This window comes from Streptomyces sp. NPDC041124 (genome assembly GCF_055592385.1).
The window spans coordinates 481,500-495,823 of sequence record NZ_JBVIYR010000004.1; the positions used below are offsets into that span (position 1 = coordinate 481,500).

9 protein-coding genes are annotated in these 14,324 nt (G+C 74.7%); 4 read left to right on the plus strand and 5 right to left on the minus strand.

Annotation, left to right across the window (positions count from 1 at the left end; all coding sequences use genetic code 11):
* The first annotated feature begins 96 nt into the window (after positions 1–96).
* The 3 genes from ACZ6A9_RS13795 (at position 97) to ACZ6A9_RS13805 (ending at position 3,715) form a co-directional block, all read left to right on the plus strand.
* The gene (locus ACZ6A9_RS13795; RefSeq protein ID WP_468984099.1) at positions 97–2,409 is read left to right on the plus strand and encodes a molybdopterin cofactor-binding domain-containing protein; all 2,313 of its coding nucleotides are present in this window, start codon (positions 97–99) and stop codon (positions 2,407–2,409) included.
* Positions 2,410–2,425: 16 nt separating this feature from the next.
* The gene (locus ACZ6A9_RS13800; RefSeq protein ID WP_468984102.1) at positions 2,426–2,902 is read left to right on the plus strand and encodes a (2Fe-2S)-binding protein; all 477 of its coding nucleotides are present in this window, start codon (positions 2,426–2,428) and stop codon (positions 2,900–2,902) included.
* A 165-nt stretch (positions 2,903–3,067) separates the two neighbouring features.
* Entirely contained in the window at positions 3,068–3,715 is a 648-nt protein-coding gene (locus ACZ6A9_RS13805) for a DUF4232 domain-containing protein (protein WP_468984105.1), read from the plus strand.
* 104 nt (positions 3,716–3,819) lie between these two features.
* Here the strand turns inward: ACZ6A9_RS13805 and ACZ6A9_RS13810 are convergent, their stop codons facing one another.
* From ACZ6A9_RS13810 to ACZ6A9_RS13825, 4 genes are all read right to left on the minus strand, one after another.
* Entirely contained in the window at positions 3,820–4,266 is a 447-nt protein-coding gene (locus ACZ6A9_RS13810; protein WP_468984106.1) for a hypothetical protein, read from the minus strand.
* A 127-nt stretch (positions 4,267–4,393) separates the two neighbouring features.
* Positions 4,394–5,404 carry an alpha/beta hydrolase gene (locus ACZ6A9_RS13815; RefSeq protein WP_468984109.1) on the minus strand — a complete coding sequence of 337 codons (1,011 nt, stop codon included), beginning with the start codon at positions 5,402–5,404 and terminating at the stop codon, positions 4,394–4,396.
* Complete coding sequence (locus ACZ6A9_RS13820) at positions 5,404–9,465, minus strand: beta-ketoacyl synthase N-terminal-like domain-containing protein (RefSeq protein ID WP_468984111.1); 4,062 nt, start codon at positions 9,463–9,465, stop codon at positions 5,404–5,406. Before ACZ6A9_RS13820 ends, ACZ6A9_RS13815 begins: the two co-directional genes overlap by 1 nt.
* Complete coding sequence (locus tag ACZ6A9_RS13825) at positions 9,462–11,183, minus strand: fatty acyl-AMP ligase (protein WP_468984114.1); 1,722 nt, start codon at positions 11,181–11,183, stop codon at positions 9,462–9,464. Before ACZ6A9_RS13825 ends, ACZ6A9_RS13820 begins: the two co-directional genes overlap by 4 nt.
* 213 nt (positions 11,184–11,396) lie before the next feature.
* Between ACZ6A9_RS13825 and ACZ6A9_RS13830 the strand changes: the two genes are divergently transcribed.
* Positions 11,397–12,857 (plus strand): MFS transporter, encoded by a 1,461-nt coding sequence (locus ACZ6A9_RS13830; RefSeq protein ID WP_468984117.1) that lies wholly within the window; start codon positions 11,397–11,399, stop codon positions 12,855–12,857.
* Here ACZ6A9_RS13830 and ACZ6A9_RS13835 read toward each other — a convergent pair.
* Positions 12,796–14,298 (minus strand): AMP-binding protein, encoded by a 1,503-nt coding sequence (locus tag ACZ6A9_RS13835; protein ID WP_468984120.1) that lies wholly within the window; start codon positions 14,296–14,298, stop codon positions 12,796–12,798. The two genes, ACZ6A9_RS13830 and ACZ6A9_RS13835, sit on opposite strands and share 62 nt — an antisense overlap.
* Positions 14,299–14,324: the final 26 nt, after the last annotated feature.

Below are 14,324 nucleotides of genomic sequence, written 5' to 3' on the forward strand. Positions count from 1 at the left end.
CCGCGGGCCGGGGCGGACCGCCCCGTTGCCGTCCGAGCGGACGCGCGGAAGGGTGTGCGCCCCGAACCGATACGCCGAGAGGGACACGTGACGAGCATGCGCAGTGAAGGAACGGCACCCCGGCAGGAACCCGGACCGGCCGACGGCCCCGGAAGACGCCGTTTCCTCGGATACGTGCTGGCCGCCCCGACCCTGGTGGCGGCCGCCGAACTCGCTCCCGCGTCCCGGGCGGCGGCCGCCGGCATCCCCTCCCAGGAGATCACGGCACTGCTGGACCTCAACGACGTGATGACCGCCGCCGCCCTGCCGACCTCCGGCCTGATCAGGGTCGAGGTGCACGAGGACGGCACCGTGTCCTTCGCGCTCCCCCGCGCCGAGGTCGGGCAGGGCATCACCACCTCGACCGCCATGCTGATCGCCGAGGAGCTCGACGTCCCGGTGGAGCGGGTACGGGTCACCCTGGCCGACGCCCGGCCGGAGCTGCTGTTCAACCAGCTCACCGGCGCGTCCAACACCACCATCTCCACCTACACTCCCGTCCGGGTCGCCGCCGCCGTCGCCCGGCAGCGGCTGCTGCGTGCCGCGTCCCTCGAACTCGGCGCCGCCGAGGGCGAGCTGACCCTGGAGGCGGGTGTCGTCACCGCCCCCACCGGACGCACCGCAGGCATCGGGGCACTGGCACGGAAGGCCGCGGCGGCGCGGACCGAGCAGGCGTCCGTGGACCTCAAACCGCGCGAACGGTTCACCGTCATCGGCCGCCCGCACAGCCGCGTCGACGCGCTCGCCGCGGTCACCGGACGCAAGAAGTTCACCCTGGACCTCGACGTCCCGGACGCCCGGCCGGCCATGGTGTGCCGCCCGCCGACCATCAACGGCACGCCCGGAGAGGTGGCCAACCTCGACGAGGTGCGCACCATGCCGGGGGTCACCGACGTGGTGGTGATCTCCACCGGGGTGGCGGTGCGGGCCGGGACCTTCGGACAGTGCATCGACGCCGTCCGCGCCCTGCGCGTGGCCTGGCGACCCGGAACCGCGGAGGGCACGTCCGACGCCTCCGTCCAGAAACAGTTGCGCGCCGCGGAACTCCCCATGGGTCTGCCGCCGCTGACCCCGAGCGTGGAGGGCGAGTTCACCTTCGCGTTCCGCAGCAACAGCGCGCTGGAACCCAACTGCGCCATCGCCGACGTACGCAGGGACCGGGCCGAGATCTGGTCGTCCCTGAAGTCACCGATCGTCGCCCGGCAGACGATCGCCGCCAGGCTGCGGCTGCCGGTCGGCGCGGTCACCGTCCATGTCACCGAGGGCGGCGGCTCGTTCGGCCGCAAGCTGTTCTTCGACGCCGCGCTGGAGGCGGCGGAGATCTCCCAGAAGGCGGGCAAGCCCGTCAAGCTGATGTGGCACCGCGCCGACGACTCCCGCCAGGGCCGCACCCACCCCATGGCCCGCTCCCGCGTACGCATCGCCTACGCCGGCGACACCGTCCTCGGCTACAAGCAGCGGCACACCAGCGTCGCCACCGACCTCGGCCACGGACTCGGCGAGCTGTTCACCGCCATGGCCGCCCGACTACCGGTCGCAGACGCCACCTTCTCCCAGACGTTCTTCCAGCTCTCCCAGTCGATGCCCTACGACTTCGGCGCCCACAGCCGCCTGCTGAACGAGACCGACAAGGGCTTCAACACCGGCAGCATGCGCAACGTCTACTCCCCCGACGTCACCTGCGCCCGGGAGTTGATGGTGGACCGCCTCGCCGCGAAGACCGGCCGTGACCCGTACGAGCTGCGCCGCCGCTCCCTCCGTGACGACCGCGCCCGGGCGGCCCTGGAAAAGGTCGCCGATGCCGGGAACTGGGGCCGGTCCATGCCGGCCGGCACGGCCCAGGGCATCGCGCTGCACACGGAGTACCACGCGGTCAACGCGGTGCTGGTGGAGATCGACTGCCGCCCCGGGACCGTGAACCGGCCCGTCCGCGACGGGGTGACCGGCCCGCGCGTCACCAGGGCGGTCGTCGCCGTGGACGTCGGCCTCACCGTCAACCCGCGCGGTCTGGAGGCCCAGATGATGGGCTGCCTCATGGACGGCATCGCCCTGACCCTGACCTCCGGCCTCCACCTGCGCGACGGCCACTTCCTCGAGGCGAGCTGGGACAACTACTTCTACACCCGGCAGTGGAACACCCCACGCGAGCTGGAGATCATCGTCATGCCGGACACCATCGGGACACCGGGCGGGGCCGGGGAACTGGGCGTCGCCGCGTCCATGGCCGCGGTCGCCTGCGCCTACGGCCGCGCCACCGGCACCCTGCCCACCAGCTTCCCGATCAACCACGGCACGCTCTCCTTCACCCCCAAACCGACCGTCCCGCCCATCCCCGCCTCCCCCACCGACGGCCTGGACCACGTCCGCTGAACTCCCGGGAGAACCCGTGCCGAAGCACACTTTCCGCCTCAACGGCGAACAGGTCACCGTCGACGTCGCGGACCAGGAACGGCTGTTGTGGGTGCTCCGGGACGTCCTGGGCGTCACCGGACCCAAGTACGGATGCGGCATCAACGTCTGCAAGGCCTGCACCAGCCACCTCAACGGCAAGGCCGTCAACCCCTGCTCGGTCCCGGTGAGCGCCCTGAAGCCCACCGACGAGATCACCACCATCGAGGGCCTCGCCGACACCGTCGACGCCGACCTGCACCCCATGCAACAGGCCTGGCTCGACCTGGACGTGGCCCAGTGCGGCTACTGCCAGCCCGGCCAGATCATGGCCGCAGTCGCCCTGGTCCGCCGCGTCACCGAGGAGGGCCGCGACATCACCGAGGCCGACCTCGACGGCATCCGCAACATCTGCCGCTGCGGCACGTACCCGCGCATCCGGGCGGCGATCAGGGCGGGGGCCGAGAAGATGTGACGACGGGTCGCGGTGAACCGGGCCCACGACTGTGACCCTCCGTCAGCCATGTACGCGATGGGTAACGAAGCCGTGGCGCCGGCTTTCCGGGGACGGTTTCCGGAGCAGAATCATCCTGCATCCGATGGGACACCGGACGCACACGGCCGATCACAGGGGGACATCATGAACGCCGCTTCCTACAGACACCGCCGCACCGCCCGTGCCCGCCGGGCCGGCGCCCTGGGCGCCGTGGCGGTCGCCGCGCTGCTGGCGACCACCGCGTGCCAGCCCACCGACGACGCCGCGGACGCAGCCGAGTCCACGCAGCAGCCCAGCGCGTCGGCGCCGGCGACACCGCCCGGCGGCGGCGAGGGCGCCGAGGACGACGCCGGCGTCCCCCTGTGCACCCTGGGGGACGTGTCGATCTCCGCCACGAAGTACGGCGCGAAGGACGAGCCGACCCGTCACCTCCTCCTCGTCGCCACCAACACCAGCGACAAGACGTGCGACGTCCAGAACGCTCCCGAGGTCACGCTCGGCGACGCCCAGGGCCCGGCCCCGGTCCTGGACGGCACCTCCCCCGGCGAACCGGTCACCCTCGCCCCGGGCGAGAAGGCGTACGCCGGTCTGCGCGCCACCGGCGGGAACATGGACACCTACGACGTGGCGTCGATGACCGTCACCCTCGGCAGTCCCGGCGGCGAGGCCGAGGCCGAACCGCCCGTCGACCTGACCATGCCGGTCGAGTCGTTCCCGGCCGACGACGGCCAGCGCGTCACCCACTGGGCCGGCACCGAGGGCCTCGCCATGCGCCCGATCACCATGTCCTGACCGGCCCGCCGTGGCAGCGGGGACGAGGGCCGCACCCGTGCGGCCCTCCTGCCCCCGGCCTCGGGGCAGGAGACGAACCGCTTCTTGGGCGTGTCCAGCGCGCGCTATTCGGAGTCGGGGTGCATCTGCACCCATCGGCCGTCGATGAACTTCATCTCGACGCCGTAGTACGGCTGGGGTGGGCGGGACGACCGCGTACCACGGTGCGGCGTCACCGGCGGCTCGGGGCGGCGGGCGGGCGGAACCTTCGCCGCGCCCTGCTTCTTCGGGGCGCCCGGTTTCGTCACGGCACGGGGCTTCGGTTTCGCTTTCGCGTCGCCCTTCCGCAACGCCGCGATCCTCCGCAACATCTCGTCGCGGCTGATGTCCTTCGGCGCCCTGGTGATACCGGGCGGTGTCGTCGAGCGCCCCGGCGTGCGGTCCGCGGCCGGTCGACAGGCACGGTGAACCGGCTGTCCGCTCGCGGTGAGGACGAGCTTCTTCCTGGCCACCGAATTGCGGCAGACGGCGCAACGCTTGAGCGCGGGCTTGGACTTGGACGCGTCGGACACGATCCCCCCGGATGGTGATTCCTCAATGGGACAGCACCTTAGGCGCGCCGATGACAGACCGGGAGACTTCGGACCACACGTTGCCCCTTCGTGAATACGCCCTCCGGCGGCCCGCCCGCCGGGCCGGCTACACGTCAGGCCCCAGCCCCAGCCCCTCCGCCAGTACCGGCCAGGACGCCTCGAACTCCCCCCGCCACGCCGACCACGCATGCGTGCCGCCCCGGTAGAGGTGGGCGCGGACCGGTACGCCGAGGTCGGTGAGGCGGGCGACGAAGCCGCGGGCCTGCCACCACAGGGTGCCCTCCAGGAGGGCGCCGTCGAGGTTGCCGAAGTCGTCGTTGGGGATGCCGCTGCCCTGGGAGATGTACAGACGGGTGCCCTTGAGCTTCGCCGCGAGCCCGTGGGGGTTGTGGGCCGCCCAGTTCCGCCACTGGAGCACGGAGTTGCCCCACAGGGTGCCCGGTGCCTGTCCCTCGCGGGCGACGATCGCGGCCACTACGGTGCGCATGCCGGTGGCCGTGGTGTCGAGAACGCCACTGTAGGAGGCGGCGGCCGTGAAGGCGCCGGGGCGGCGGGCGGCGAAGGCGAGGGCTCCGTAGCCGCCGGTGGACACCCCGGCCACCGCCCGGACCGTGCCCGCGTGGAACTCGTCCCGCAGGAGTGCCATGACCTCGTCGATCTGGAAGCTCTCGTAGTCGGGTGTGCGGCGGCCGTTGTTCCACCAGTCGGTGGGGATGCCGGTGGGGCCGGCCGACGGCATGACGGTGATGACGTCCTGGCCGGCCAGGAACTCCTCGACGTCCGTCTCCCGGGTCCAGGACGTGTAGTCGTCGTGGGCGCCGTGGAGGAGGTAGAGGACGGGCCGTTCGCGGTCGGGTGCGTCGGCGTAGGAGTCCGGGAGCAGGACCCGTACGGGGACGTCGGCGCCCACGGCCGGGGAGCGGACGGTCAGGTCGACGGTCCGGTCGTCGACCCACCGGCGTTCGACGATGTGCGCGCTGTCGGCGGGTGCGGTCGACGGGGCCGTCTGGGTGCCCTGGGCCGTGGACGCGGCGAGCGCGCCGCCGGTGGCGAGGAGCGCGGCGGTGGCGGCGAGGGCGGCGAGGCGGTGGCGTGGTCTGCGGTGGTGGCGTCGCATCAGGGCTCCAGGGGGGCGAGGGTGCGGGTCAGCTCCTCGGCGAGGGTGTCCACCGCCGGTGGGTCGAGCAGCGCCAGGTGGTGGCCGGGCAGGTCGGTCACGGTGAGGTCGGGGCAGTGGGCGTCCCAGCCGAGCGTGGCGTCGGTGCGTTCGTAGCGGGCGTCGCGGACGGTGTGGGGTGCCGGCCGTGTCGCCCGGTAGAGGAGGGTACGGCCCGGGTACGGACCGGGTGTGTGGCGTTCGGCGCTGCGCAGGTCCAGGTACGAGGCGCGCTGGTGCGCCAGGACGGCGGCGGGCAGGTCGACGGCCTTCTCCAGCAGGCCGAGGACGAGGTCCACCTGTGCGATGTCGTCCATGAGGGCCAACTCGGAGTAGGGAAGGTCCAGTTCGGCTCCGTACACGGTGCGGACGTACGCGGCGAAGCCGGCGTAGCGGCGCCGGGCCTCGTCGGCCGGTGTCGCCACGGGCGGAGCCGGGAGGGGCAGGATCGAGTCGATGAGGACGAGGGCGGTGACCTCGCCGTCCCGGCTCATCAGGCGGGCCGTCTCCTGGGCGACGACCCCGCCGTAGGACCAGCCGCCCAGGGTCCAGGGGCCCTCGGGCCGCAGCGCGCGGATCCGGCGGGCGAACTCGGCGGCGCGGCCCGCCACGTCGCCCGGGTGTTCCAGGCGGTCGAAGCCGTACACCGGCCGCCGTCCGTCCAGGCGTGCGGCCAGGCGTCCGTACACGTCGGAGGACCCGCCGGCGGCGTGCGCCAGGAACAGCGGGGGGTGCGGACCGTCGCCGGGGAAGGAGCGGAGGACGCCGGGTGTGCCGAGGGTGGGTTCCTCGGGATGGGCGAGAGGGGGCGGGGTCGAGTCGGGTACGTCGTCGAGCAGTGCCGCCACGGCGCGCAGCGTGCCCTGGCGCAGGAGCACGGCGGTGTCGGGCGCCGAGCCGAACTCCCCTTCGACGGTGGTGCGGATGCGGACGGTGGTGAGGGAGTCGAGGCCGAGGTCGGTGAGGGGGACGTCCGGGTCGAGCCGGTCGGGCGCGAAGCCCATGACGCGTGCGACGAGTGTGCGCAGCCGGTCGAGGCGGGTGGCCGTGACCGGCCGTGCCTCGGGTTCGGGCGTGAGTGGGGTCTGCGGTGTCTCGCCGGCCCAGTACCGGCGGTGCTGCCAGCGGGGTGAGGGCACGTCGGTGATCCGGGCGCCCGGGTGCAGCGTCTCCCGCGTCGAGGGGAGACGCGCGCCGTGCACCAGGAGCGTGGCGAGAGAGGTGCGGAAGGAGACGGCGTCGTCGGTGCCGCGGCGCAGCGTCGGCACGATCAGCGCCTGGTGTGCTCCGGCCTCCTCCAGGGTCCGGGTGAGCGGGTGCGCCTGGACGGGGTGCGGCGCGACCTCCACGAACACGCGGTGGCCGTCCCGGGCCGCGGCGCGCACCGCCTGCTCGAAGCGCACGGGGCGGCGCAGGTTGGCCAGCCAGTAGGCGGTGTCGTAGGGGGCGTCGGCCCTGGGGTCCTCCAGGACGGTGGAGTAGCGGCGGCAGCCGGGTGCCCGGTGCGGGACCGGGCCGAGTTCGCGTGCGAACGGACCCAGCAGCGGGTCGACGTCGGGCGAGTGGCCGGCGACCGGGACCGGCACGGTCTTCGCGAAGGCGCCCTCGGCGCCGGCCCGGGCGACGAGCGCCTCGACGTCCCGCGCGGAACCGGTGACCACGCACTGCTCCGGCGAGGCGTACACCGCGACGTGCAGGGTCGGAAGGTCTGCCATCATCCGGTCGATGTCCGGCGGGGGCAGGTCGACGACGGCCATGGTGCCGCCGCGCACGGTGGTCAGGAGGCGGGAGCGGGAGGCGACGATCCGCGCGCCGGTCTCCGCGTCGAGGGCTCCGGCCGTGACCGCGGCGGCGATCTCGCCGAGCGAGTGGCCGATCACCGCCGAGGGCTGCGTGCCGTAGGAGCGCCACAGGTCGGCGAGGGCGAGCTGGAGGCCGTAGAGGGCCGGCATGACGACGGTGAGTGAGGACAGGTCGGCGTCGGGTTCCGTCGCGCCGAGCAGGGAGATGCCGGTGTGTTCCCGCAGCACGGGTTCGAGCCGTTCGACGGCCGCGGCGAACGCCGGTTCCGCGGCGAGCAGTTCACGCCCCATGCCGGGCCACTGGGACCCGTAGCCGGAGAAGACCCACACGGGACCCGGGTCGTCGGCGGTGAGCGGCGCGCGGTCGGGCGTGACGAGGTGGGCGTCCGGTTCGCCCGCTGCGAGGCGGTGCAGGGCGGTCGTGACGGCGGCCCGGTCGCGGGCGACGACGGCCGCGCGCCGCGCGCCGCGCCCGGTGCGTCCCGCCAGGGTGCGGGCGAGGTCGGCCGGGCGCGCGCCGCGGCCGGCGGGCGAGTCGAGCCACCGTGCCAGCTCGCCCGCCTGGGTGCGGAGGCGGTCGTCGGTGGGTGCGTCGAGCAGGACGACGGCGGGCAGGGCCGGCACGAAGGCGGGTCCGCCGGATCGACGCGCCCGGTGCTCCCGAAGCACGACGTGGGCGTTCGTGCCGCTGAAGCCGAAGGAGGACACGCCCGCGGTCGCCGTGCCGGAGTAGCGCGGCCACGGTTCGGGCGAGGTGAGCACGCGCAGGCGCAGCGCGTCCAGGTCGATGTGCGGGTTGGGGCGGGCGAAGTGCAGTTGTCCGGGCAGTTCGTCGTGGTGGAGGGCGAGGACGGTCTTGATGAGTCCGGCGATGCCGGCGGCCGCCTCCAGGTGGCCGATGTTGGTCTTCACCGAGCCGATCAGCAGGGGCTGTTCGGCGGGGCGGCCCCGGCCGAGGACGGCTCCGAGGGCGCCGGCCTCGACCGGGTCGCCGAGCGGGGTGCCGGTGCCGTGGGCCTCCACGTAGTCGACCAGCGGTCCGTCCGGGCCGTGCGCACGGTCCAGCAGGGCGCGCTGCGCGGATGCGTTCGGGGCGGTCAGGCCGTTGGAGCGGCCGTCGGAGTTGACGCCGGTGGCGGTGATCACGGCGAGGATCCGGTCGCCGTCGCGTTCCGCGTCGGCGAGGCGTTTGAGGACGACGACGCCGCACCCCTCACCCCGGACCATGCCGTCGGCCGCCGCGTCGAAGGCCTTGCACCGCCCGTCGGCGGAGAGCGCGCCCGCCCGCTGGAGTCCGAGCGTCACGGCCGGGGACAGCAGCACGTTGACGCCGGCCGCGAGCGCCGTGTCGCAGGTGCCGGCGGCCAGGCTGCGCACCGCGTGGTCCACGGCCACCAGCGACGACGAGCAGGCCGTGTCGACCGCCAGGCTCGGGCCGCGCAGGTCCAGCGCGTAGGAGACGCGGCCCGCGGCCACGCTCAGGGCGGCGCCCGTCGCCGTCCACGGCGTCACCGACTCGGGTCGCGCCGCGGTGAGATGGGCGTACTCGGTGCCACTGATCCCGACGAACACCCCGGTGCGGGTCCCGGCGAGCGAGGGCGCCGGGATCGCGGCGTGGTCGAGGGCCTCACGGGTCACTTCGAGCAGCATCCGCTGCTGCGGGTCGAGGGCCACGGCCTCGTCGGCGGCGATGCCGAAGAACTCGGCGTCGAAATCCGCGAGCCGGTCGAGGAACCCGCCGTGCGGCACGAGGTCCCCGGGCGGCACGGACCCGGCCGGCACAAACCCTTCCCAGCGTCCCCCGGGCACCGTTCCCACGGCGTCCCGGCCGTCGGTCAGCACCTGCCAGTACGCCGTCGGCGAGTCCGCTCCGCCCGGGAAGCGGCAGCCGACCCCGACCACAGCGACCGGCGCCCCGTCGGCCGGGAGGGGGACGGCAGGGGTGACGTCGGCCGTGATGTCACCGGCCGGGGACTCATGCTCCTCCGCCGTGAGCGCGGCGACGAGGGCCGCCGGGGTCGGCGTCTCCCACAGCAGTGTCGCGGGCAGCCGCCGGCCGACGGCCTGGCCGAGGAGCGCGGTGAGGGCGACGCTGTCCCGTGAGGTGAGCCCGTACTCGGCGAACGGCCGGTCGTCGGTGACGTCCTCGGGCGGAACGCCGTACCACTCGTGAAGGCGCGTCTCCAGCACGTCCCGGACGAGCCGTGCCGTGCCGTTCACGACTCCGCCCCGAGCGCGCCGGAGAGGTACCGGTCCCGGCAGGCTGCCCGGGCGACCTTTCCGCTCGAGGTGCGCGGCACCGCGCCCGCCTCGACCAGAACCAGGTCCGCCAGCCGCAGTCCGTGCCGCTCCGCGACCGCGGCCCGTGCGCGGGCCAGTCGCTCACGGTTCCGCGCGCCGTCGCGTCCGGTGTCCCGTCGTAGCTCGGCCACCACCACGAGGTCCTCCCCGGGATCGTCCCCGGAGCCGTGGCCGGGGTCGTTCCCGCGCGGGACGGTGAAGGCGGCCAGCCGGTCCCGGCGCACCGCGTCCACCGCCGACTGCACGGTCTCCTCGACGTCCTGCGGGTAGTGGTTGCGGCCGTCGACGACGATCAGGTCCTTCAGTCGTCCGGTCACCAGCAGCCTCCCGTCGTGCAGCGCGCCCAGGTCGCCCGTGTGCAGCCAGCCGTCGCGGAAGGTCTCGGCGGTGCGCTCGGACTGCTTCCAGTAGCCGGCGCCCACGTTGGGCCCGCGCACGTGGATCTCGCCGACCCGCCCCTCGCCGAGCACGCTCCCCGACTCCGGGTCGGCCACGCGCACCTCCTGTCCGACCGGCCTGCCGCACGTGGTGAGCCGTGCCGTCCCGCCGGGCCGCTCCTCGATCCGGCCCGCCGCGAGGGCCCCGGCGTCGCACTCCACGGTCAGGGGTGGTCCGTCGGGCCGGTCCGCCGTGACGAACACGGTGGCCTCGGCGAGCCCGTACGCGGGGCACAGCGCCTCGGCGGCGAGTCCGGCCGGGGCGAACGCGGTGAGGAACCGGTCCAGGGTGGCGGGCCGCACCGGCTCACTGCCGTTGAGCAGCGCCGCCACCCGGTCGAGCCGCAGACCGGCGGCCTCGTCGGCGTCGACGCGGGACGCGCAGTAGTCGTAGGCGAAGTTGGGGGCGGCGCTGACCGTCCCGGGGTAGCTGCCGAGCAGGCGCAGCCAGCGCACCGGGTTCTCCAGGAACGCCACGGGGTCGAGCAGTACGGACCCGAAGCCGGCGTGGACGGGGGCGGCCACGCTCAGCACCAGGCCCATGTCGTGGAAGAGCGGCAGCCATCCCACGGTGGTGCTGCGTCCGGGCGCGGCGTCGAAGGCGGCGACGGCCTGCCGGGCGTTGGCGACGACGTTGGCGTGGGTCACCATCACCCCGGCCGGGGTGCGGGTGGAGCCGGAGGTGTACTGGAGGTAGGCGACGTCGTCCGGTGCGGGCCGGGGCAGCAGCGCCGCGAGGGGGCCCTCCGGCAGCGTGCCGTCCACCTCGGTGACGGGGAGGCGGCCCCCGGTCGCCCGCTCCACCGCCTCCCGGGACGGCCCGTCCGTGAGCAGGTGGGCGGGTTCGCAGTCGTCGAGCACGGAGGCCAGGCGCCCTCCGTGGCCGGGGAGGTCGGGCGTGAACAGGGGGACGGCGATCACGCCCGCGTACAGGCAGCCGAGGAAGGCCGCCGCGTAGTCGAGGCCCTGCGGGAGTAACAGCGCCACCCGGTCGCCGGCCGGCACCGTCCGGCGGAGCTGCCCGGCGACCGCGCGGGCCCGTTCGTCGAGGCCCTGCCAGCTGAGTGTCCGGTGCACCCCGGGGGATTCCGGGCCGGGGAACGCGACGTGCGTGACGGCGGGACGGTGGGGACTGACTGCCACCCAGTGCCGCAGCCGGTCGGTCAGCAGCGGCGGCGCGGGTTCGGACGTCTCGGTCATCTCGGCTCCACTGGGAAGGACGGTCGGCTGAGGCCCCCCAGGTTCCGCTTCCGTGCGGCGGTGGTAGAAGACGGGGTACTGACAGTTCGTCAACGGGCAACTGTCAGCGCACTGACAACGTCCGTCCCGGCAATCAACAGCCCGCCTAGCAGAGGCCGCCCCGCCCCCGCCCGCACAATCCGGGGGGACGCATCCGGTGGAGAGGGCGGGGTCATGCATCGCGGAAGACTGTCGGCGTTACTGGTCCTGCTGTCCCTGACCGGCTTCCTGACCACGCTGGACAACACCGTCATCAACGTGGCCCTGCCCACCGTCCAGGAGGAGCTGGGGCTGGACGTGGCGGACCTGGAGTGGGTCGCGGCCAGTTACGTCCTGTCGTTCGGGGCGCTGCTGCTCGCCGGCGGACGGGTCGCCGACCTCGCCGGACGGCGCTCCGTCATGGCCGTCGGGGTGGTCGTGTTCACCGTCTCCTCCGGCACCGCCGCGCTGTCCGGCAGCGGGGCGGCGCTCATGGCGGCCCGGGCCGTGCAGGGTGCCGGGGCGGCGCTCATCATCCCCGCGTCCCTCGCGATCGTCACCATGGACCTGCCGGCGCGGCGCCGCGCCACCGCCATCGGGCTGTGGACGGCGTCCCTCGCCCTGGCCCTGGCGCTCGGGCCGGTCATCGGCGGGTTCGTCACCGAGCACTGGGGCTGGACCTGGATCTTCCTGCTCAACGTGCCCTTCGGGGTGCTCGCCCTGCTGCTGGTGCCCGCGGTGCCGGCGGCCGCCCGGCGCGGCCGGCTGCGGGCCTCGCTGCTGGACGTACCGGGTGTCGTCCTCTCCGCCGTGGCGCTGTTCCTGCTCACCTACGGGCTCGTGAAGGGCGGCGAGCACGCCTTCAGCACGCCGCCGGTACCGCTGTGCCTGTGGCTGTCGGCCGCGGTCGGCGCCGCGTTCCTGCTGGTGGAGGCGCGCGCCTTCCTGCCGCTCGTCGATCTGCGCCTGCTGCGCGACCGGATCCTCGTCGGGGGTGTCGCGGCGCAGGTGCTCTGGGGCGTCGGGGTGAACGGCGTGTTCTTCTTCACCGCCCTCTACCTCCAGCAGATCCTCGCCTTCTCCCCGGTGGAGGCCGGTCTGGTGTTCCTGCCGCTGGCGGGTGCCCTGCTGGTGTGCACGCCGTTCGCCGAGCGGGCCGCCCGGCTCGTCGGCGCCCACCGCTCCATCGCCGCCGGGCTCGCCCTGGTCGCCGCGGGGCTGCTGCTGGTCTCCGGCACGGGCGCGGACGCCTCCTACGCCGACCTGCAGCCGGGACTGCTGCTCATCGGGGTCGGTTCGGCCCTGACCACGCCGTTGACGGTGCGGTCCATCGCCGGCGTCCCCGACACCCGGACCGGCATGGCGTCGGGCCTGGTGAGCGCGGCACGGGAGATCAGCGGCGTGTTCGGTGTGGTGCTGGTCGGCATCGTGCTCACCCGCACCGAGCGCGAGGCGCTGCGGGACGGGGCGGCCCCGCACACCGCGTTCATCGACGGCTACGACACGGGGCTGCGCCTGGCTGCCGGCTGTGTCCTGCTGGGGGCCGTCGTCAGTGTCGTGGCGCTGCGCCGCCCCGGCCGTCACCGTCGGGCCGTCAGCGTGGTGGCGCTGCGCCGTCCCGGCCGTGCCCGCCGTCGCCGTCGCCGAGCAGCGTGACGAAACCGTCGGGGCCGCGCACCGCGAGCCGGCCGGTGCGCAGCCAGCCACCGGCCGGACGTCCGTGCTGGTCGCCGATCTGCGGTCCGCGCAGCAGGAGTTCACCGGCATGGCCCGGCAGCACGTCGACCTCGGGGAACCCCTCGACGGCGATCCGCGCCCGGGCGCGCGGCACCGCCAGCCCCGCCGTGCCCGGACGGGCGTCGGCGGTCAGCGGGTTGGCCAGCGCGACGCCCGCCGCCGCAGCGGGACCGTACGTCTCGACGACGTGGGCGCCGAGCGCCGTCCGGATCAGCTCGCCGGTGGAGACGTCCAGCGGGGTCGTGACGACCGTCCGCACCGTGGCCAGGGCCTCCCGTTCGTGAGCGGGACGCTCCAGGAGGCGGCGCAGGTCCGCGGGTGAGGCGAACAGGACGGTCGGCGCGTGGCGGCGGGCCGCCCGCAGCGCGCTGAACGGGTCGCCGTCGGGCACCAGCACGGTGCGCGCCCCGGCCAGGAGCCCCGCCGTGACCAGCGCGATCCCCCGGGCGCCCGACAGCGGGACCAGCGACAGCAGCCGTGGCCGGCGCGGCACCGGGCCGGTGTGCCAGGCGACGATCTGGTGCGCCGCCGCCACGATGTGCCGGTGCCGCAGGGAGACGTCGGTGCCGTCCCGCCGGTGCAGGACGACGGCGACGTCCTCGGGATCCGTCCCGCCCGACCAGTCCCAGTCCCTCAGGTCGTCCGGCCGCCCGGCCGGCCGCCGTTCCAGATCCCGGTAGGCCACGATGTCCACGGGGAGGCGCCGCGGCCGGGCGTCCCCGGCATCCGTCAGGTACGACGAGCCCGGGCCGGACCGCTGCCCGGGTACGGTCCGCGAGCCGGGATCCGGCCGGCGCGCCGCGACGGTCCTGGCCGGGCCGGGCGCCCCCTCCGGTCGCGCCGGGTCCGGGGCCTGCCCGCCGGTACCGCCGCGGTGGGAGCCGCCGCGCCGGTCCGGCGCCGCCCGCACGGTCACCACCGCCCGCAGCGACGCGCGGTCCCCGCTCGCCGCGATCTCCGGCAGCCGGTCCTCGGGCACGGCGGCGATCACGGCGTTCGCCAGCGCCGGCCGGCGGCGGGTGAGGTCGCCCGGCACGACCACCGCGCCGAGCCGCCACGCGGCGTGGCACAGCACCACCGCCTCCGGGCAGTCGGGCAGCAGCACCGCGAGGTGGTCGCCGCGCCGCAGCCCCAGCCGGGAGAGCGCCGGGGCGATCCGCGCGGCCGTCCGCGACAGGGCACGGAAGCCGGTCCGGGTTCCGTCGGTGGCGAGGGCCGTGCGGCTCCCGTACCGGCGGGCGGCGGTGTCGAGCAGGTCGGGGAGGGTGCCCCGGGGCACGGACAGGTGCCAGGGCACGCCGGTGGGGTAGAAGCGCAGCCCGGGTTCGTCGGCGGGGCGACGCTCGAACAGATCCGTCATGTGCCGGATGGTGACGCATCGCGTCC